21 protein-coding genes are annotated in these 20,808 nt (G+C 32.0%); 7 read left to right on the top strand and 14 right to left on the bottom strand.

Annotation, left to right across the window (positions count from 1 at the left end; translation table 11 throughout):
- Window positions 1–64 precede the first annotated feature (64 nt).
- Window positions 65–1,219, top strand: a complete 1,155-nt coding sequence (locus ACY3IT_RS01150) for an NADP-dependent isocitrate dehydrogenase (RefSeq protein ID WP_463083655.1) — start codon at window positions 65–67, stop codon at window positions 1,217–1,219.
- On the opposite strand, the gene ACY3IT_RS01145 is transcribed toward ACY3IT_RS01150, so the two are convergent.
- From ACY3IT_RS01145 to ACY3IT_RS01125, 5 genes are read right to left on the bottom strand one after another with little or no spacing between them, the layout of a single operon-like run.
- Window positions 1,208–1,849 (bottom strand): HAD family hydrolase, encoded by a 642-nt coding sequence (locus tag ACY3IT_RS01145; protein ID WP_463082963.1) that lies wholly within the window; start codon window positions 1,847–1,849, stop codon window positions 1,208–1,210. The two genes, ACY3IT_RS01150 and ACY3IT_RS01145, sit on opposite strands and share 12 nt — an antisense overlap.
- Window positions 1,850–1,852: 3 nt before the next feature.
- Entirely contained in the window at window positions 1,853–3,250 is a 1,398-nt protein-coding gene (locus tag ACY3IT_RS01140; RefSeq protein WP_463082962.1) for an HD-GYP domain-containing protein, read from the bottom strand.
- 3 nt (window positions 3,251–3,253) lie between these two features.
- Entirely contained in the window at window positions 3,254–4,075 is an 822-nt protein-coding gene (locus tag ACY3IT_RS01135; RefSeq protein ID WP_463082961.1) for a ParB/RepB/Spo0J family partition protein, read from the bottom strand.
- Complete coding sequence (locus ACY3IT_RS01130; protein WP_463082960.1) at window positions 4,065–4,841, bottom strand: ParA family protein; 777 nt, start codon at window positions 4,839–4,841, stop codon at window positions 4,065–4,067. Before ACY3IT_RS01130 ends, ACY3IT_RS01135 begins: the two co-directional genes overlap by 11 nt.
- A gap of 36 nt (window positions 4,842–4,877) precedes the next feature.
- On the bottom strand, window positions 4,878–5,183 hold the full coding sequence (locus ACY3IT_RS01125; RefSeq protein WP_463082959.1) for a ferritin family protein: 306 nt from the start codon (window positions 5,181–5,183) through the stop codon (window positions 4,878–4,880).
- Window positions 5,184–5,399: 216 nt separating this feature from the next.
- Between ACY3IT_RS01125 and pstS the strand changes: the two genes are divergently transcribed.
- From pstS to ACY3IT_RS01110, 3 genes are all read left to right on the top strand, one after another.
- Window positions 5,400–6,425, top strand: a complete 1,026-nt coding sequence (pstS, locus tag ACY3IT_RS01120; RefSeq protein WP_463082958.1) for a phosphate ABC transporter substrate-binding protein PstS — start codon at window positions 5,400–5,402, stop codon at window positions 6,423–6,425.
- 84 nt (window positions 6,426–6,509) lie between these two features.
- Window positions 6,510–7,166, top strand: coding sequence for a DNA/RNA nuclease SfsA (locus ACY3IT_RS01115; protein ID WP_463082957.1), 657 nt, complete (start codon window positions 6,510–6,512; stop codon window positions 7,164–7,166).
- Window positions 7,153–7,788: an N-glycosylase/DNA lyase gene (locus ACY3IT_RS01110; protein ID WP_463082956.1), complete on the top strand. Its 636-nt coding sequence runs from the start codon at window positions 7,153–7,155 to the stop codon at window positions 7,786–7,788. Before ACY3IT_RS01115 ends, ACY3IT_RS01110 begins: the two co-directional genes overlap by 14 nt.
- Window position 7,789: 1 nt before the next feature.
- On the opposite strand, the gene ACY3IT_RS01105 is transcribed toward ACY3IT_RS01110, so the two are convergent.
- Window positions 7,790–8,758, bottom strand: coding sequence for a glycerophosphodiester phosphodiesterase (locus ACY3IT_RS01105; protein ID WP_463082955.1), 969 nt, complete (start codon window positions 8,756–8,758; stop codon window positions 7,790–7,792).
- Window positions 8,739–9,995: an MFS transporter gene (locus tag ACY3IT_RS01100; protein ID WP_463082954.1), complete on the bottom strand. Its 1,257-nt coding sequence runs from the start codon at window positions 9,993–9,995 to the stop codon at window positions 8,739–8,741. The genes ACY3IT_RS01105 and ACY3IT_RS01100 overlap by 20 nt, the downstream gene beginning before the upstream one ends.
- A gap of 88 nt (window positions 9,996–10,083) precedes the next feature.
- Here ACY3IT_RS01100 and ACY3IT_RS01095 point away from each other — a divergent pair, with 88 nt between their 5' ends.
- Window positions 10,084–11,520 (top strand): CehA/McbA family metallohydrolase, encoded by a 1,437-nt coding sequence (locus ACY3IT_RS01095; RefSeq protein ID WP_463082953.1) that lies wholly within the window; start codon window positions 10,084–10,086, stop codon window positions 11,518–11,520.
- 29 nt (window positions 11,521–11,549) lie between these two features.
- Here ACY3IT_RS01095 and ACY3IT_RS01090 read toward each other — a convergent pair whose 3' ends face one another.
- From ACY3IT_RS01090 to ACY3IT_RS01060, 7 genes are all read right to left on the bottom strand, one after another.
- Window positions 11,550–12,380: an SDR family oxidoreductase gene (locus ACY3IT_RS01090; protein WP_463082952.1), complete on the bottom strand. Its 831-nt coding sequence runs from the start codon at window positions 12,378–12,380 to the stop codon at window positions 11,550–11,552.
- Window positions 12,381–12,392: 12 nt separating this feature from the next.
- On the bottom strand, window positions 12,393–13,805 hold the full coding sequence (gndA, locus tag ACY3IT_RS01085; protein WP_463082951.1) for an NADP-dependent phosphogluconate dehydrogenase: 1,413 nt from the start codon (window positions 13,803–13,805) through the stop codon (window positions 12,393–12,395).
- A 1-nt stretch (window position 13,806) separates the two neighbouring features.
- Window positions 13,807–15,309, bottom strand: coding sequence for a gluconokinase (locus tag ACY3IT_RS01080; RefSeq protein ID WP_463082950.1), 1,503 nt, complete (start codon window positions 15,307–15,309; stop codon window positions 13,807–13,809).
- Complete coding sequence (locus tag ACY3IT_RS01075; RefSeq protein WP_463082949.1) at window positions 15,294–16,301, bottom strand: D-isomer specific 2-hydroxyacid dehydrogenase family protein; 1,008 nt, start codon at window positions 16,299–16,301, stop codon at window positions 15,294–15,296. Before ACY3IT_RS01075 ends, ACY3IT_RS01080 begins: the two co-directional genes overlap by 16 nt.
- Complete coding sequence (locus ACY3IT_RS01070; RefSeq protein WP_463082948.1) at window positions 16,294–17,763, bottom strand: tagaturonate epimerase family protein; 1,470 nt, start codon at window positions 17,761–17,763, stop codon at window positions 16,294–16,296. Before ACY3IT_RS01070 ends, ACY3IT_RS01075 begins: the two co-directional genes overlap by 8 nt.
- A gap of 91 nt (window positions 17,764–17,854) precedes the next feature.
- A complete protein-coding gene (locus ACY3IT_RS01065; protein ID WP_463082947.1) occupies window positions 17,855–18,385 on the bottom strand; it encodes a chromate transporter in 531 nt (176 codons plus the stop codon).
- Complete coding sequence (locus tag ACY3IT_RS01060) at window positions 18,364–18,894, bottom strand: chromate transporter (RefSeq protein WP_463082946.1); 531 nt, start codon at window positions 18,892–18,894, stop codon at window positions 18,364–18,366. The genes ACY3IT_RS01065 and ACY3IT_RS01060 overlap by 22 nt, the downstream gene beginning before the upstream one ends.
- Before the next feature lie 91 nt (window positions 18,895–18,985).
- On the opposite strand from ACY3IT_RS01060, the gene ACY3IT_RS01055 reads away from it, so the two are divergent.
- Window positions 18,986–20,008 (top strand): hypothetical protein, encoded by a 1,023-nt coding sequence (locus ACY3IT_RS01055; protein WP_463082945.1) that lies wholly within the window; start codon window positions 18,986–18,988, stop codon window positions 20,006–20,008.
- Between the two features lies 1 nt (window position 20,009).
- On the top strand, window positions 20,010–20,771 hold the full coding sequence (locus ACY3IT_RS01050; protein WP_463082944.1) for a hypothetical protein: 762 nt from the start codon (window positions 20,010–20,012) through the stop codon (window positions 20,769–20,771).
- The last annotated feature ends 37 nt before the right edge of the window (window positions 20,772–20,808 follow it).

Genomic DNA, 20,808 nt, shown 5'->3' with positions numbered 1-20,808 from the left:
TTTAAGGAGGAATGATAAAGTGATAAAAGTAAAAAATCCAATTGTAGAACTTGATGGAGATGAAATGGCAAGAGTTATGTGGAAATGGATAAAAGAAGAGCTTATATTTCCTTATCTTGATATACCTATAATCTATTTTGATTTAGGAATTGAAAATCGAGATAGGACTGATGATATGGTAACTTTGGAATCCGCTAAGGCTATAAAAGAATATAAGGTAGGGGTAAAGTGCGCCACTATTACTCCTGATGATGAAAGAGTAAAAGAGTATAATCTAAAAAGAGCTTGGAAAAGTCCAAATGCAACAATAAGGGCATATTTAGATGGTACTGTTTTTAGGAAACCTATTATTGTAAAAAATATTCCACCTTTTGTTAGAACATGGAAAAAGCCTATTATTATTGGAAGACATGCATATGGAGATATCTATAATGCCTTTGAATACAAAGTGGAAGGTAATGTTTCTTTGGAAGTAAGTTTAAAAAATTCTGAAAACAAGAATTTCTCGGTTCATAATTTTGATGGTAAAGGTGTATTTATGGTTATTCATAATACAGAGAAGTCTATTAGAAGTTTTGCGAAATCGTGTATAAACTATGCTTTAAGCGAAAAAGTTGATTTATGGTTTTCAGCAAAAGATACTATATCAAAAATTTATCATGGGTTTTTTAAGGAAATATTTAGAGATGAGGTAGAAAAAAGAAAGAAAGACTTTGAGAATAGTGGTATAAGTTATAGATATTTTCTTATTGATGATGCAGTAGCCCAGATAATAAAAAGTGAGGGTGGAATTTTGTGGGCTTGTATGAACTATGAGGGGGATGTGATGTCTGATATGATTGCTGCAGGGTTTGGAAGTCTTGGTTTAATGACATCAGTTTTAGTATCTCCATCCGGAGAATATGAGTATGAAGCTGCTCATGGAACTGTAAGAAGGCATTATTACGAGTATTTGAAAGGTAATAAGACATCTACTAATCCTACTGCTTCCATCTTTGCTTGGACCGGAGGTATAAGAAAGAGAGGAGAATTAGATGGAGATAGGGATGTTATAGAATTTGCTGATAAGCTTGAAAAGTCGGTGATTATGACTATTGAAGGTGGAATAATGACAAAGGATCTTCAACCTCTTGCAGTACCGCCTGTTGATAAATATGTAGATACGGAAACTTTTATAAAGAGTATTAAGGAGAATTTAGAGAAATTATTAGAGAAGTAAATCCTTAAAAAAATGAAAGATGTCATTTAGATCTTTAAAAATGAAATTAGGAGATGCCTCTTCTAATCTTTCTGGGGAGACAAATGAAGAATAAACTCCAATAGTTACTACCTTTAGTCTTTTTCCCATTAAAATATCTTGAGGGGCATCTCCTATATATATAATCTCATAGGGAGATAATTTCATCTTTAGTAAAATCTTTTTTAAAGGCATAGGATCTGGTTTGGGTTTTTCTGAATCTTCCCAAAAAATCCATTCGTCTATAAATCTTTCGGGATGTAAATAGGGAGTTTCCGATTCAATATCTTTTCTTGTACTTGCAGTTACCACTCCTAATTTAAGGCCAAAACCTTTTAAGAAATAAAGTAATTCTTCTGCCTTCTCTCTCCACTTAACTAGAGAATAGTCAAAATATTTTTTCCAAAGCTCATCTACTTTTTCCCAATATTCTTTTGGTAAACCGTGATTTTCATATATTTCATACCAATTTGGAGAAAAGTTTTTTCTATATTCTTCTTCTTTTACCTCTATACCAAAATGAGAAAAGATCTTTTTAGTGGTTACAATACAAGCTGTATAAGAGTCTACTAATGTACCATCCCAATCCCAAATTATCCCTTTAAGTTCCATGGTTTATATAATTGTTAAAAATACTTCTACTAAATTTGGATCAAATTGAGATCCTGCACATTTTTTTAGCTCTTCTATTGCCTCTTCTTTTGTCTTTGCTTTCTTATATGGTCTTCCTGAGGTCATTACTTCATAGGCATCAATTATTGAAAAGATCCTTGATACAAGGGGAATTTCTTCTCTTTTTAATCCCCTTGGATATCCTTTACCATTCCACCACTCATGATGAGTAAGAATGTAGTCTGCAATTTTGGTTAATTCATAAGATGCTTCTGCTATTCTGTATCCTACCTCTGGATGGGTTTTTATTTTTTTAAATTCTTCCTCAGTAAGGGATGTATACTTTTTTAAAATTTCAGGGGGTATGGTAATTTCTCCTATATCATGAAAATAAGAAAGAAGTATTAAATCTTCTCTTTCTATATTAGAAAGATACAGTATATCAGACATCCTTATGGCAAGTTCCTTTATTCTTTCCTCATGCACCTTGCTTTCGTAAGAGTTTGACCAAAGCAATTCCTTTAAGGTTTGAAGCACCGTATCTCTAAATCCCTTTCCTTCTATTAATTTATTTCTATACATTCTATCTTCTGCTATCTTTAATATTTCATCTATTTTTTCATTCTCTATTTCCTTTGTGGCATATCCTAAAGCGATGCTTAAAGGTATAGGGGTTTGATTATTGTTTTTATTATGTTCTTCACAGTTTTGCTTTATTCTATCACAGATTTTCTCTGCTATTTCTTTAGGTGTCTTAGGAAAGATTATTACAAATTCATCTCCGCCCCATCGGGCAATAATATCCTCTTTTCTACACGATTTTCTTAAAACATCCGCGATACTTATTAAAAGTTCATCTCCCTTTTCATGTCCGAAGGCATCATTTACTAATTTTAGACCGTTTAAATCTCCTATTACAATGCTTATAGGAAGCTGTCTTTTTGTATCTAATCTTTTTAATTCTTCTTCAAAAAAGGCTCTATTGTAAAGACCTGTAAGTTTATCATGGAATGTTAAATATTGAATTTCTTTTTCCATTCTCTTTTTCTCTGTTATTTCTTGTACTATCTCTACAACACCTACTATATCTTGATTTTCTTCATTTATTACAGGATACCCTTTTATATACCAGTATCTTCCATCGGGGGTTACCACTTCTCCTTCATCGGGTTCTTTTTTCTTCATTGCTCTTATTACTGGACAATTAATGCATAGTTCTTTTCTTTGATGCCATAATTCATAACAATATTTATTTATCATATCTTCTTTTTGAAGTTGTAGGGATTCTGCTGCCGAAGAATTGGCAAAAAGAATCTTTAAATTTTTATCCAAAAGAATTACAAACTCCTTTAATGTATCAAGTATTAAATTTTCAAGAATCTTTCCATTTAGTTTTTTCATAATTTAGTCCAGAAATAATTTAATAATATTTTCTAACTCCTCCATACTTTTATACTCTATAGTAATTTTACCCTTATTAGGGGATTTAGGTTGTATCTTTACCTTAGTACCTAATTGCCTTTGTAGTTTTTCTTCTATGGATCTTATTTCTGGAAGATCTATATTTTCCTTTACTTTTTTCTTTTTTACCAAATCTTCTGTTTCTCTTACTGAAAGCTTTTCTTTTATAACCTTTTGGGCAAGAAGTTTTTGAATGTAGGGGTCATCTACTCCAAGAAGTGTTCTTGCATGGCCATAGGTAAGATTTCCCCTTCTTACCTCTTCTTGGATTTCTGGAGGAAGCTGTAAAAGCCTGAGAAAGTTTGCTACCTCAGATCTACTAATTGATAATCTCTCTGCTAATTCTTCTTGGGTCACATTAAAGGTTTCTATATAGTATTGGAAGGCTTTTGCTTTTTCAATAGGATTTAGATCTTCTCTTTGAAGATTTTCTGTAAGGGCTATGTCCCATGCTGTTTGATCGTCAATGTCTTTAATAATTACAGGTATTTCCTTTAAACCTGCTACTTTTGCAGCATGGTATCTTCTCTCACCAGCTATGATTTCATATAAATCATTTTTTGGTCTTACAAGAATAGGCTGTAAAAGTCCCACATTTTTTATTGAGTCTATTAGTTCTTGTAATGTCTCAGGGTTAAGGGTCTCTCTTGGTTGTTTTGGATTTGGAATAATTTTATCTATGGGAACAAATTCTATTCCTTCCCTTTCATTTTCACCAAGAAGTGCTTCTAATCCTCTTCCTAAACCCTTCTTTTTAAGAGACACGTTCTACCACCTCTTTGGCAAATTCTTTATAGGCTTCTGCCCCTGTAGAATCGGGGGCGTATTCAAATATGGAAAGGGAATAACTTGGTGCTTCACTTAAACGGACATTCCTTGGTATAAGGGTCTTGAACACTTTGTCTTTAAAATAATTATAGGCTTCTTCTACTACCTGCTGAGCAAGGGTAGTTCTTGCGTACATGGTAAGTACTACACCTAATATGTCTAAATCTTGATTTAAATTTTTCTTGATTATATTTATAGTCTTCAAAAGTTGGGATATTCCTTCTAAAGCATAATACTCACATTGAAGGGGTATTAATACAAAATCTGAAGCAACTAATGCATTAACAGTAAGAAGGCCAAGAGAGGGGGGTGAATCTATAATAATAAAATCAAAATTATCGGAGATTTTTTTCAACAAATCTTTTAATTTTAATTCTCTAAATAACATTGAAACCAGTTCAACCTCTGCCCCTGCCAGATCTATGTTAGAAGGTATTAGAAATAGCTTTTCTCTTATAGGATTTTTTCCATCCCTTAAAGGATATATAACTTTTTCTATAGGTACCTCTCCTATAAGGGCTGAATAAAGATTTGGTTTTTTATTTTTTAATGGAGAGATTCCACTAGTAGCATTTCCCTGAGGATCTCCATCCACAATAAGTACTTTTTTACCCATTTCTCCTAATGCATATCCCAAATTTATAACTGTAGTAGTTTTACCTACTCCTCCCTTTTGATTAGCAACAGATATGATCTTACCCATTCTATCCCCTCAAAAGTGTTTCACGTGAAACATTTTTTACTCTTTTTCCTCTTTTATCATCTCTTCCACTTCTTCTTCGCCTTTTTTGTAGAAGTCTTCTTCCTCTTTATGTAATTCTTTCAAAAGTCTTAAGAATTCACCAGCATGAACTTTTTCTTCATTGGCTATATCATAAAGGACCTTTTTAGCAAGTGGATCATCAGTAGCCTCTGCAATTTCCTCGTATAATTGGATAGCTTCATACTCTGCAGCAATGAATAATCTTATAGCTCTGATAAGTTCTTCCTTTGTAATTTTTCTTTCTAAGCCTAATACTGAAAATGGTGTACCAAATTCTGGCATTTTGCACGCTCCTTTCTAAAAATTTTTATTTATTATAGCACAGATTATCTTTAACAATTACTTAACCTTTTTTTATACAAATTTAACTGAAGATTAAATGGACTTTAAATTATAAAAAATAGAATCTATAATGGAAATAATTGGAAAGGGAGGTGATAATAGTTAAAAAATTAGATTTCTTTTAGGAATATTAATTCTTAAAAGGGAGGGAAATTCATGAGAAAGGTTCTCATTTTAGTGTTTTTACTTCTTCTTTCTTCTATATCCTTAGGTCAAAGTATTCTTATAAACGGTGCGGGAGCAACTTTTCCCTATCCTCTTTATTCTCGTTGGTTTTATGAGTTTGAGAAAGAAACAGGCATTAAAATAAATTATCAATCTGTAGGAAGTGGGGCAGGTATTCAGCAAATAAAGGCAAGAACAGTAGATTTTGGGGCAACAGATGCACCTCTTCCTGGAAAAGATCAGGGAGAAAATGGTTTAATAATGATACCTACTGTTATAGGTGCTGTTGTGATGATCTATAATTTACCTAATATAAATAACTTAGTACTCACAAGAGATCTTATAGCAGATATTTATCTTGGAAAAGTAAAGAGCTGGAATGATCCCAAAATAAGAGCAGTAAATAAAGATTTAAATCTTCCCAATATGCCTATTATTGTAGCAAGAAGATCTGATGGTAGTGGTACAACTGCTATTTTTACCAACTTTCTTTCTACTGTAAGTTCAGAGTGGAAGGAAAAAGTAGGAGCGGGTACATCTGTTAACTGGCCAGTAGGAATAGGTGGAAAAGGTAATGAGGGAGTGGCAGGAATTGTTAAAAATACTATAGGTGCTATTGGATATGTAGAGCTTGCTTATGCAAAGCAAAATAATCTTCCTTATGCAAAAATAAGAAATAAATTTGGTAATGTGGTAGATGCAACTTTTGAGACTATAAAGAGTTCAGCAGCTTTCTTTAAGGTACCAGATGATTTTGCAGTATATATAGTAGATGCTCCTGGAAGAAATAGCTATCCTATTACAGGTTACACTTTCTTATTGATCCCTAAGGAACAGAAAGATTTAGAAAAAGGAAAGGCTCTTGTAAAATTTATTAGATGGGCATATGAAAAGGGAGACAAATATGCTGAAGAACTCTTATATGTACCTCTACCTGATAATGTGAAAAGATTGGCCCTCAAGAAATTGGACCTTTTAACCTATCAGGGCAAAAAGATAGTGGATCTTTTGAAGTAAACATAAATAATAAGTAATAACCTAATTTTATTTTGGGAGAAAGGAAATATATTCCTTTCTCCCTTTTATGTTATAATTCATTCTATGAGACTTCCTCTTTTAGAATCAGCGGAAGTTATAAGAAGAGAAAAAAGATTCAGATTATTTATAAAGTATGATGGAAAAGAGGTACTTTCATATCTTCCAAATCCTGGGAGATTGGAAAATATAATTTATCCTTCATCTGTGGTTTATATATCTAAGAAAGAAGGAGAAAAAAGAAAAACATCTTTTGAGGCTGTTCTTGGGGTAGAGAACGGAAATCTTGTTTCTTTAAATGCATCCTTAGCCAATCGTATATTTGAAGAAAATCTATATAGATTTCCTGTAAAGGTCAAAGATTTAAGAAAAGAATTTACGTTCCATGGCAAAAGATATGATTTTCTAGTAAATAATAAAATACTTGTAGAAGTAAAATCAGTTACATTAGTAAAAAATCATATAGGATTTTTTCCAGATGCACCAACTTTAAGGGGGACAAGACATTTAGAATATATGGCAGATTGGATTTTTGAAAAATGGGTAGTGTTTGTGGTACAAAGGGAAGATGCTAAGTTAGTAAAACCAAATAAAGATCTTGATATGGATTTCTTTCTATCAGCGAGACTTTTAAAGGAAAGAGGAGGAATATTTTTCGCCTTTACTTGTAAAATAGATCTTAAGGAGATAGGGTTTAAGGAATTTATAGATGTGGAAGTATAGATCAGCAGTAGAAAAGATAAAAAGTATAGAAGAAGAGGCTTATCCTCTTGTTGAGAAAAGAATAAAGGAATTTGAAAATTTAGGAAAATATGGAACTGAGCTTGATCTTTTTTCAGAGCTTTCCTTTTGTGTACTTACTGCCAATTGGTCTGCTCAAGGAGGTATAAAGGCCCAAAATTATATAGGAAAATTAAACTTTGCAAGACTTTCAGAAAATGAATTAGCAGAGAAGTTAAAAGAAGTAGGTCATAGGTATCCTTTAATGAGAGCTCGGTATATTGTGGAAAATCGTAAGCTTATTGGAAGCTTAAGAGATCTTTTTAATCTACCTGAGAAAGAAGCAAGAAGGATTTTGGTAAAAGAGGCAAAAGGGATAGGTTGGAAGGAAGCAAGCCATTTTTTAAGAAATATTGGCAAATTGGATGTGGCAATTCTTGACAAACACATTTTGAGATTTCTTTTTAATGAAGGAATAATCAGGGAGATTCCAAAAGCTTGGACAGAAAAAAGGTACGAAGAAATAGAAATGGAATTTAAAGAGCTCTCCTTTTTACTCAATAAAGTCTCAGGAGAGTTGGATCTCTATATATGGTATCTATTAAAAGGGAGAGTAGATAAATAATCTATACTAAGAAATTTCTTATATCTTTCAAGGTAAATATTACTTCACCTACTTCTCTTACCCGAATCTTTATCTTTGGATTTTCTTCTATTGCTTCTATCTCAAAATTGACCCTTTCTCCTATATTCCATACAAAAGGTATTTCTTTATTTATCTTTATATTTCCACCTTCTATACTTAGTTCCTCTATATGTAGGGGAATAATATAGTTAACTGCTTCAAAACTTATTAATTTGTTTCCTTTTTTAACAGTATCCTTATCAATCATTTGAAGAAAATAGGATAAATATGGACTGTTAAATACCATTTCTTTCCCTCCTTTAATACCTTCTAAAATTCTGTCAGGAAAATCTGTTATGATAGCGAAGGTGTCTCGTTTTTTAAAATATTTTGCTTTTTCTTCATCATTTACAGTCCAAGGTATGGTAACCTTAAAGTAATTCCTGTAATCATCTGTTACATAGTTATAATTTGGTTTTAAAAAATCTGCAATTTGGAAATACTTTTCTAATTCTTCAGGTCTTGGTTCATGGACATAAAGAAGTCCTATTTTTGCACTTTCTTGAAGCTTTAAAGCATAAAGTCCCTTGTGCCAAAAAGAAGATATCACATAATTTTCTAAGGAAAAATTCTTAACCATTTTGTATGTATCTATAAAATCCTCAGGGTTTTTTACTTCTATATCTACAAATTTATTTTTACTTTTAACAAAATCTAAGACCTCTGATAGGGTTGGTATCTTTTCTCCTTGAATATTTATCCTTTTTATATTTTCAAAGCTTGTTCTTCTTATGTTTAGATCTATTCCTGTAAGCCTTTTAAGATTTTCATCATGAGAGATTACAAGAATTCCATCTTCTGTTTTTTGTACATCAAGTTCTATACCGTCTGCTATTTTTAATGCTTCCTCAAAAGCCCTCATAGTATTTTCTGGATAATATGCACAGCCCCTATGTCCTAAAATTAACATCTGCTTTTTTCTCCTTTACTTCTAAAATCGAGATTAGGGCAAGTATGGCAAAAAAGGCAGAAAAAGAAAATATGATAAATCGCGTTTTAAATATATCGGCTAAAAAGCCAGCTAATGGGGGAGAAATAATACTGGCAAGTTGGGAAGAAAAATAATAAAAACCGGTATAGGTACCTTGAAATTGTAAAGAAGCAAAATCTAAAACCATAGGTAGAGAGTTTATATTTATTAATGCCCAAGATATTCCTCCAATTATAAAGAGATATCTTATTATATTTATGTTTTTCAAAATAATAAGTCCCATTAAGGTTACAATCATGCCCAATATCCCCAAAAGAATAGCCTTTTTTCTACCAATCTTTTTGCCAATGAAACCTGATGGAATAGAAAATATCATAAAGGATAAGGATAAAATTCCCAAATTTGTTTTGGCAAGGGTTTCTCCTACAGATGGGTCAAGACCAGATTCTAATGCCATATACACAGAATAGAAGGTTTCTATTGCATTAAAACTTATGAACCAGAATAAAATAGCTATTAGTAAAAATATAAGATTTTTATCCCTTATATTTAGAAGGCTTTTAAAGGATTCATTCCAGGAGACCTTTTCTGAAGATTTTAAAACTATGGAATCTTTATGCTCTTTTACAAAGATAAGTAAGATTAAAACAGCTATAATCTGTATAATTCCAACGATAAGGAAGCCTAAGGGGCGATTTTCAGCGGATATTCTTCCAACAAAAAAATAAGCGATAAGAGCTCCTAATCCCCCCATAAAATTTATAATCCCATTGGCAGGAGATCTTTCCTCAGGAGGTACCAGATCAGGCATTAAAGATATTACAGGACCTCTTCCTATTCCTTGTGCAATATTCATTAAGAAAATTACAAGAATGGTCAGAAGCAAGGAAGCAGTATTTATTCCCCATACAAGAGGAATCCAAGGAATTAGGGCAAATAATATAGCTCCTAATGGAAGAGAGCTTATAATATATGGCATTCTTTTACCAATTTTAGTAACGGTTCTATCGGATAATGCCCCTATTAATGGTATAAGTAAGATAGCAAGGATATTATCAAGATTCATTATCCATCCTACAACAAAGCTTGAAAGCTTATAGGTTTTCTGAAGTATGATGGGAATGTCAGAGTTATAAATAGCCCATAGGAGAGAAATGGATAGGAATCCAAAACCAAGAAGAAAAATTTTAAAATAACTCACCTCTTTATTACTCATTAGTTACCTCCCATCTCTCAATATAAAGTATTTTAACATAAAAATATTTAAGGTATAATACCATTCATAAAGGGGGATATATGAGGATATGAGTAATGAATTTCATTTTAATATAGAGCTTTATCCTGAAGACTCTAAGAAGCTTATCCCTATAGACATAGAAATCCCTGATGGAATAAAAGAGATTGTAATAAAAGGAATTTTAGAACCAGAAAGTATATCCTATGAGGAATCTAAAAGGCCCATTATTGATGCTCTTAAGAAATATGTATCACAAGGATTTGAACCATTAGATGTAAAGAATAATCAGATTTTAGAGAAAATATGGAGAGAGTTTTCTCCTTTAAAGAACATAGTTAATTTGAGGATTATTGATTCAGAGGGGAAATTTAGAGGTACAGGTGATAATAGATTTACGAAAGGTATTCCGATTAAGATAGGAGTAGAGGAAAGTACTCTTGGTTGTGTTACAGGTGAGATTCCCCCAGGAGAGTGGAAATTAATATTAGAAGTAAAGCAGATTTTAAAAAGATGTATATTAAATGTAGTGGTCTTTTTGAATAGGGAGAATAATACAAAAATAGCTGATCCTATTCTTCCTTATACTTCTGTTTTGCGTGAATGGGAAAGTAAAGAAGGTTGGGTAAAAGGGGATTTTCATCTTCATTCTAACCATAGTGATGGTGCCCTTTCTATAGAAGAGCTTGTTAAATTTAGCATTAAAAGAGGATTGGATTTTATTTTTTTAACTGATCATAATAAAATTTCAGGATATCACACTATAGAGGATGAAGGATACCCTATATTTGGAGGTATAGAGTTTACTACTTTTTGGGGACATTTTTTAGGTCTTGGAATCTGTGATTATATCTCTTGGGATCTTGTAAATCCTGATGTGGGGATAAGAAGATTAGCTGAGAAGGTACATTATCAAGAGGGAATCTTCTGTATTGCCCATCCTTTTACTCTATCTTATCCCATATGTCCTGGTTGTAGATGTGAAATATCTATAGATTATGATTACGTGGATGCCATGGAGGTATGGACAGGTACCTTTGGTCTTAGAAAATTTGAAATTACTGAGGGAATAAAAGAATGGAGAAGGATTTTAAAAGAGGGATATAAAGTTACGGCTATTGGAAGTTCTGATATGCATAAAATAGAAGATATAAGAGATGATACCCCTGTAAATTATGTTTATGTAGATAGTCTTACCCTTGAAAATATTATAAGGAGTGTAAGGGAAGGTAAAGTATATGTTACTTCTGGACCTAAAGTAGAATTCTATATGAATGATAAAAATATAGGTGAGACTTTAAGAATAGATGATGATATTTTTTTGAAATACTCTTGTGAAGAGGAAGCTGATGTAAAGATTATATACAACGGAGAAGAATTTATTAAAATACCTAAAACAAAGAAAGGAGCTTTTCAAATAAGATTTGAAGATAAAGGTTACGTGTATTTAGAATTTTGGCAGGGAAATAAACTTCTTGCCTTTACAAACCCTATATATTTAATGTAAAGAGAGGAGCGCCTTTGCTCCTCTCTTTTTTATACGCCTGAAAAAGCATTAAATCCACCATCAATTGGGATTATTGCACCTGTTACAAAGGAACTGGCTGGAGAAGCAAGCCAAATAATTGTGCCAATTAGTTCTTCAGGCTCTCCAAATCTTCCCATTGGTGTATGATCTATTACTGCTTTTCCACGGGGAGTTAAAGATCCATCTTCATTTAGAAGTAAATATCTGTTTTGATTTGTGATAAGGAAACCTGGGGCAATAGCATTGACTCTGATCTTAGGAGAAAATTCTTTTGCTACATATACTGCAAGCCACTGAGTAAAGTTTGCAACTGCTGCTTTTGCAGCTGAATATCCTACTACCCTTGTAAGAGGTCTAAAAGAGGACATGGAAGCAAAGTTTATAATTACTCCACCATCTGGATTTTCTAACATCATCTTACCAAAGACTTGACTTGGAATTATAGCTCCTGCAAATAGGTTTATGTTTACAACTTTTTGTATTGATTCTACTGGAAGATCCCAAAAAGTTACCTTATCAGATGTAACTGCTTCTGGTATATTTCCTCCTGCAGCATTAAGAAGAATATCTACTCTTCCAAAGGTGCTTTTTACTTTTTGGGCTACTTCCTCCACATTCTTTTTATCTAAGGCATTCATTATGTATCCTTCTGCAGTAATCCCCATACTTCTTAATTTCTCTACCTGATTCATAAGAGCTTGTTCATTGATATCTGTAAGTATAATTTTAGCTCCTGCTTTTCCTAAACCCTCAGATATGGCAGAGGCTAATATACCTCCCCCACCTGTGAAAAAGGCTACTTTATCTTTTATATTGAAAAGCTCTTCCACATAACCCATTTTATTCACCTCCTATTCTAATTTTTCCCATTCAGTATGGAAAATGCCTTCTTTATCTGTTCGTTCATAGGTATGGGCTCCAAAGAAATCTCTTTGAGCTTGAATAAGGTTGGCAGGAAGATTCTCAGAAGATAAAGCATAATAGTAGTCAAGAGTAGAATTTATGGCAAGAAGAGGAATAGATAGAGATCTTCCAATTTGAGATATTCTTTTTACTGAGGAAATTTTATCTTTTATAAAATCTATGGCCAAAGGAGATAGTAATAGATTAGCATTAGCAGGATTTTCTTTTATTATTTCCCTTAAGAAATTTAAGATCTTTGCTCTAATTATACAGCCACCCTTCCATATTCTAAGCACCTCAGATAGATCTATTTCGTACCCAAAGGTTTTTGAGGCTTCGTCAATTAGCCAAAGACCTTGAGAGAAGGATATAAATACTCCAAGAAGTAAGGTTTTTTCTAAATCTTTTATAACCTCTGTTTTATTTAAATCTATATTCTCCATCTCTTTATAGGCTATTTGAGATAGTTTTACTCTAACTTCTTTAAAATGAGAGATGATTCTTCCTTCTACAGCAAGATTTAAGGTGGGGGTTGGTATACCTAAATCTAAAGCAGTTTGAGCTGTCCATTTTCCAGTACCTTTTTGCTCAGCTTTGTCCAGTATAAGCTCAACCAAAGGTCTTCCTGTTTCTGGATCTTTGTATCTCATAATCTTATAGGAGATTTCCATAAGAAATGAGTTAAGTTCTCCTTTATTCCATTCCTCAAAAAGGACACCTATTTCTTCTGATGTCATCTTTAATCCTTTTCTCATAATATCGTAAACTTCAGAAATGATCTGCATAATTGCATATTCAATTCCATTATGGACCATTTTTACAAAATGACCTGCTGAATCATGTCCTACATATGTACAGCATGGACCATCTTCAGTTTTTGCTGCTATTTTGAGAAGCATTTCCTCTACTAAACTATAGGCTTCTTTTGTCCCACCAGGCATTAAAGAGGGACCATATAAAGCTCCATACTCTCCCCCTGAAACCCCCATACCTAAAAATAGAATATTTTTTCCTCTTAATTCTTGGAGTCTTCTTGAAGTATCTTTATAATGAGAGTTACCTCCATCTATAATAAGATCTCCTGGTTCTAAATAAGGAAGAAGTTCATTTATAACATCGTCTACTGGTTTTCCTGCCTTTACCATAAGAATTATTTTCCTTGGTTTTTCTATTCCTTCTACAAAACTTTTTATGTCATAATATGGAGAAATTTTTTCATCTTTTACTCTGTTTTTTATAAATTCCTCTGTTTTATCAAGTGTTCTGTTATAAACAGCCACAGTATATCCTTTTCTTGCTATGTTTAAAGCAAGGTTTTGTCCCATTACAGCAAGCCCTATAAGCCCCACAAAACTTTTCATTTTAAGAACCTCCCTTTTTTAATTGAGTATGGATTGAAAAAGCTTCTTTTAAATTTTTGGTAAGATATACAAAAAAGTCAAATCTTTTCTTATAATATTCAACCTTTTCTTCCTCTGGTTTATAAATCTTTTTGATTCTTACCATTTTTTCAGTAGCTGATCTATATGAAGGATATTCTCCTATTATTTTGAAACCTAAGATAGCTGAACCTAAAAGAGCAGGTTCATCGGTATCTGCTACAGCTACATCCATACCCATTATATTTGAAAGAGTTTGCATCCAGGTATCTGATCTTGCTCCACCCCCACCAGCCCTTACTTCTTTTATCTCTATTCCTAATTCTTTTAAGGTTTCATATAGCATCCTTATAATATAGGATACTCCTTCCATACCTGCCTTTATTACATGGGCTTTATTGTGATGGGGACGAAGTCCAAATAAAACACCTGAGGCTATGCTTCCTATGTCTGGATTTCTTTCTCCTGTAAGATAAGGAAGGAAGAAGAGGTCATCAGAATCAACATCTTTTGTCATATTAGTTTGCTCCTCATAACTCATATTAAACATATTGTCTCTAAACCATTTTAGAATAATTCCTGCATTGTTTATTCCTCCACCTGGAAACCACTTATTATCAAAGAAATAAGGTACTTGTATTCTCATTTTTTCTGGGTTATCAAAGATAGCCTTAGGATATGGTACTCTAAACATGGCGGTAGTACCAATATTTATTATTCCTATTCCATCTCCTGCTAATGCGCCTATCCCTGTACCTACAGCACCACCATCATAAAGTCCTACTCCTAAAAGTACATCTCCTTTTAGACCAAGAAGATCTAAGGTCTCTTTGGGGAGTTTACCTAATATTTTATCTCCTGGAACTACAGTGGGAAGGTTTTCCTCTTTTATACCTAAAAAATCTAAGACATAAGGATCCCAGTTTAGGGTATGAATATTTAGAAGCTGAGTTGAGGAATCTATACTTGGTTCTGTATAGGCTTCTCCTAAGAGTTTATATATGAGAAATGATTTAGAACCTAAATAATATTTAGCAGAATCAAAAATTTCCCTATGTTTCTTTTTTAACCAATATATTCTTACAAAGGGATAATAAAGAAGAGGGGGACAACCAGTCCTTTTATATATCTCCTTAAAATCTACCTCTCTTAAAAGTTCATCAAAAATTTCTCTGGATCGGGTATCAAGGAGAGTTATTATTCCTGTGAGAGGCTTTTTGTTTTTATTAAGTGGTAGAAGACCAAACATATAGGAAGAGGTTATTAAGATACTAATTCTTTCTTCAAAACCTTTTACTATTTCTCTCACTACTTCTACAAATATATTAAATATGGTCTCTGGATTATGCTCTGCTTTTCCTAAAGCATCCTTTTCTAAAGGTAATTCTTTTTGTATAAGGGCTAAAATTCTACCTTCCTTATCAATAATTCCACTTTTTATATTTGTAGTTCCTAAATCTACTGCTAAAACTAAATCTTTCTCCATGGCAATTTCTCCAATACATCTTTATTTATGATTTCATCAGGGATTTCTTTATTGACTATTTTTTCTACATCTAAAACTACTTTGTCTCCCATGCCTTTTAAGCACTCATAAGTATATGCAGCAATATGGGGTGTTACTACCACATTATCCATATGTAAGAGAGGATTTTGAGGATCTGGTGGTTCATCCTTCATTACATCCAAGCCTACTCCTGCAACTTTTCCTGATTTTATAGCTTTAATCAATGCTTCTTCATCCATTAATTCTCCTCTTGCTGTATTTACTATAATTACTCCATTTTTCATCATATTAAATTCTTTCTCTGATATCATATACCTACTTTTTTCATTTAAAGAGGCATTAAGAGAGATAATATCTGATCTACTTAATAATTCTTCAAGGGATACTGGCTCTACCCACATTTGTTTTAATTTCTCATCTGGGATATTGGGGTCATAAGCTATTACTTTTGCATTAAAACCATTTTTAAGGATTTCTCCTACCCTACTTCCAATATTTCCATATCCTATAATTCCTACAGTCTTATCTTTAATTTCCCAACCTATAAAGTTGGCCCTTTCTTCCCATTTACCTTCTCTTGCTTTTAGAGATGCTTCTCTTATTTTCCTCATTACCGCCATTAATAAGGCAATAGCTGTTTCTGCTACAGCTTCTCTTTCTACTACTCCTGGTACTTTAGTTACGATTACTCCCTTCTCTGTAGCAGTTTTTATATCAATGTTGTTATAACCTATACCATGGCGCGTTATAAGTAGGGTTTCATCTTTATATTCAAAGAATTCTCTATCATAAAATGGGGTCACACTTGCTATAATAATATTAAATCCCATAAGTTTTTCTGCCAATTCCTTACCATGCATATCGCCAGGAAAAGTGAATCTTTCTATGTTACCTATCTTTTTGAGTCTTTCTATATGTTCAGGAAAATATTTACCAAAACTACTTGAATTAACGATGGCTATTTTATACATTTTTTCCCTCCTCAAAAAGTTCCTGAAGATGTCTTTTTATATTTTCATATACAAATTTATAATGATCTTCCTCATATTTATCTAATATGGAATATATCTCTTCCCTCTTCTCCTCCAAGAGAGTTCCATATGATATATGGAAAAGTTGTCTTACTTCTTTTTTGGAAAGAAAAGCTAATAGATCTTCTTTTATTTCCTTTGGAAAATCTTCCTTCTTAATATTTACTTTATAGGCTTTTTTGCTTTCTTCTAAACTTTCAAGAGCAATGTTATATAGCTCTAAGAATAAATCTGGCTCAAATTTGGCTATTACTTTAACTGCCTCAAGCCAACTGGTACCTGATGTCTTGATATGGAAATTTTCCTGAGTAATTTTATAAAAGATCTTATAAATACTGAATTTATCGCTTCCTGAATGTAGACTTAATCTATATCCTTCCAAGTTTTTAGCTAATGTATAATGTTTTACAAGAGATTCTTCAAACTCTTTTATATTGCCTTGATAATCAATTCCTTTTTGAAATTCACCTGGAAATTTAGGAGCAAGACTCTTGAAGTCAATTCCCTTTTGATGTAGGTATTCAACCACAAATACATGATCTTCTGGAGTGGTATCCCTTTCTCCTTCATCAATGGAAATCTCTATATCAAATTCAGTTAGTTTACTTCTTAGGATATCATAAACCATTTCTATAAAGGGCATAGCATTTTCGTAAATTATGGCAGATTTGCAAAGTTCATCATAAGAAAGTTCGAAGTATTGGTCTTCAGAGATCTTTACTTTTCTGCCAGCATACTTTTCAATTATCTTTTTTGAGGTACCTGATATCTTTTCAAATTTTTCTTTTAATTCTTTTTGAGAAAGGGAGGATATTTTTTGTATCAGATCACTTATATCTAAGGTATACATAGTGTATCCAGCATCTATTGCTTCTAAAAGGTATTTTTCATCTTTTATGTGATCTGCGTCTGCCCCATATTCTCCTTGATAATTTGCTTCCAAAATTCCTAATACACTTTTAAGCAGTACATCTTTAAAATCTCTATGGGTTTTGATAAGTTCTCTCGGGGATTGTTGGGCAACTATAGGGAAAAGATTATATTCTTTTAGGGCAGAAATTTGAGCTGAGGTTACTAATCCTAATCTATCTCCAGTACCAAAGGAAGTTTTTCTTTTACATATGGAAGGAGATATTTTTATAAAATTATTAATTTTTTTGTAATTGTCAAAATTCAATGGATATAGATTTACATAAAGGTTAAGTTCTTCTATCTTTTTATTCTCAGGAAAATAAGGATCTTGTAGGTAGAAAGAATTAGAATCTGTCAAAAAACCAACCCTTTTTTCCTTGTTTGTTTTTGCTACAAAAATATAAAAACTTTCATTAATTCTTCTTAAAGAGGAAGGATATACACTGATTGAAAGAGATTTTAAAAAATCTTCTAAAAGGTTGGTTGTCATCTTATATGCCCTCCAATTTTTTCATAATTATTAAAAAATAAGCTATATTTTGATTAAATTCTACCATATTTTTACGTACTATACAATAAATCTATTTAAAGAATAAATATAAGATTTCACCTATAATTCCAGAAACAAGCAAGATTCTTGTTAAACTCCATTTTGCCTTATACCCTAAAAATAATGAGATAAAAAATAGAAGTATGCTAAAAGGATCAGATATAGAGTCTTTTAATATACTGTAAGTCCCAGACATAATAAGGGCAAAAGTGAGAGGTGAGAGGAGAGAAAGATACAGATCTACTTTTTCTTTTCCAATATTATGGACAAAATAAGATGCCAGATACACTAAGATAAAGGGTGCTAACACAGAGCTAAAAGTTGCCACTAAGCTACCCAATATTCCCCCCATTTTATAACCTATAAAAGTTGCTGCATTTAGGGCAAGAGGACCTGGCGTTACTTGAGATATAGCAACCACATCTATGAATTGAAGGTTAGTAAGCCATTTTGTCTCTTCTACAACTAAATGCCTTATTAGGGCAATGATAGCATATCCACCCCCAAAACCAAAAAGACCTATTTTAAAAAAGACTTTTGCTAATTCTTGAAGTATACCCATAAGATTATTACTATAAGAGATGGAATGATTATATAAATAGGATTGATTTTAAATACAATCAAAATTAATGATAGAAAAAGAAAAGAAAGAAAGCGTAGAGTATTCCACTTTCTTTTTTTGAAAATTTCAAATACTGCAAGAACCATAGCAGAGGCAATGGCAGGTCTTAAACCATAAAAGAATCCTTGTACTATTTTTAATTTTTGAAAATTTAAAAAGAAGATAGCTATGACAAGAATAGATACAAAGGATGGTATAACTACAGCTAACGCAGATATGATAGCTCCTTTTATTTTTCCTAATTTATATCCTACAGAAACAGCAAGATTAAAGGCTATAGGACCTGGAAAAAGTTGAGCTAGGGTAAGGGTTTTTATAAATTCTTCTTCATCCATATAATTTCTTCTCTTAACAATCTCCTCTAAGAATAGGGGGATCATTACATATCCACCGCCTAAGGTCAACCATCCAATTTTTAAGAATATAAAAAAAAGATCTGTGAGTTTCATGATTAAATATTATATTACACATCTTATTCTGTGGTAAAATAAATTAAAGATTAAATAAACACTAAAATTCTTAATTTAGGGGGGCATAAAAATGAAATTTCCAAAAGGAAAGCCTATATACGAGGATACGCCTTCAGCACTAATTAATGTAAAAGAACTTGTAGCGTGGATTCATATGGAAAATTTTAATGGGGTATTAGAGGGAAAAGTTGGAGATATTACTACTCAAATACTTATTACAGATGGTGATCCTCGAAAGGCATTTACCTATACTGATAGTACAATTTTGGTTCAAGATGATGAAGCTATTGAGACTTTTGTTACTGATGCTATGATGAGGGTTTCCTCAATATCTTTATATGTTCTTGAAGATGAAATTATAAAAAGTTTACTTATTAGATTATTTATTAATCCTGTTTTAAGTGGTGATGCTAAGATATTTGATTCTATGGGTATGATAGAAAAACTTATGGAAAGGGAGCAGATAGGGCATATCTTTTTAGATTTTAATACTGAAAAACTTCACTTTCTCTTTTATGATGGGAGATATTTAGGATATTATTCAGAGAAAGATGGTAAGATGCGTCAAGATGAGGATAAGATAAATCTCATAAATTATTTAAATAGTAAATCAGGATTTTTGATGCTTCACATTGTTTCTCTAAAAGATTTTAAAAATTTAAAACTTCCCTCTTTAAGATTTGGTGAGATTGAGAGAAATACAGAATTTATAGCTGAAATTCTTACTTCTTTTCTAAATTATTTGGTCAGAGCCTATACGGGAATTGGAATTTATCCTGAAAAGATAAGGAAAATTATAGAGAAGATATATAATGAAAATGAGGGATTGTGGAAAGATATTTTAAATATAAACAATGGTGAATTCTTACTAAGTAATAACCTCAATGTGAGCTGGTATGAATTAGTTAGCAATTTTGTAATATTGATAAAAAAAATAAATTCAGAGGTTTCAAAACTTTGGGGAAAGAAAATGTCAGATCAAAAATACATAGATGTTTATAGAGAGTTTTATGAAAGTATAAAAAGTAGTCCAGAGATGTCTCAAGTATTTTCATATTTGAATCCTGAAAATCTTGAGAGGGTAGGAGGGTGATATGAAAGACAAAGTGAGACTGGTAGAGATTTTGTTCTTTATAGGGCTTCTTCTTGTTATTCTCTTTTCAACTATTCCCTTATTTAACATTAATATTCCTGAAAATATTTATAATATGGTTTATCTTTTTGTGGAATTTTTAGCTTTTGTTGTGGCTTTATTATTCTTCTTTAAGATTGATAGGAAACAGAAATTGTGGTTTGGTTGGCTTTTTATCCTTTTAGGTTTTTTTATCTATCTTTTAAGTGATTTTCTCGATATAATTTTTAAATTTGAAAATGCTCAAATGTTAAAGCTTTTGTCATTTATACTAAATTTTGTTGCCCTTTTACTTTTTATTATATTCCTAAGCAGTTCTTTAAGGGTAAGATTGAGCTTTAACGAGAATTTTCTTCTTGTAATTAATGCGATTCTCCTCTTTATCTTGATTTTGCAGGTAGGTATATTACCTACTCTACTTAATAGCACCATGCTTCTCGAAGATAAAATTATTAATATATTGTTTTTAATAGGAGACTATATGCTACTTGTTGTTTTTATGATTCTCTTTCTAACTATTACTACTAATTTCTGGGGTGGAGAGATCGCTAAAAATTATTACCTTTTAACTTTAAGTATTGCTCTTCTTTCGGTTGCTAATTTGATATTTTCATATATACTTAGTTCCTATGAACTTTTTAAAATAAATAGGATAATCTATTTAGGAGGGTATATGGTTATAGCCTACTCTATAGTAAAGGAAGGAGTGCTTCATGAAGCATGATTATACGCATATTAAAAGGAGGGAGAATTCTCCCTCC

This window comes from Dictyoglomus sp. GBS (genome assembly GCF_055179815.1).
This window is presented reverse-complemented; position numbering and strand designations above follow the sequence as displayed.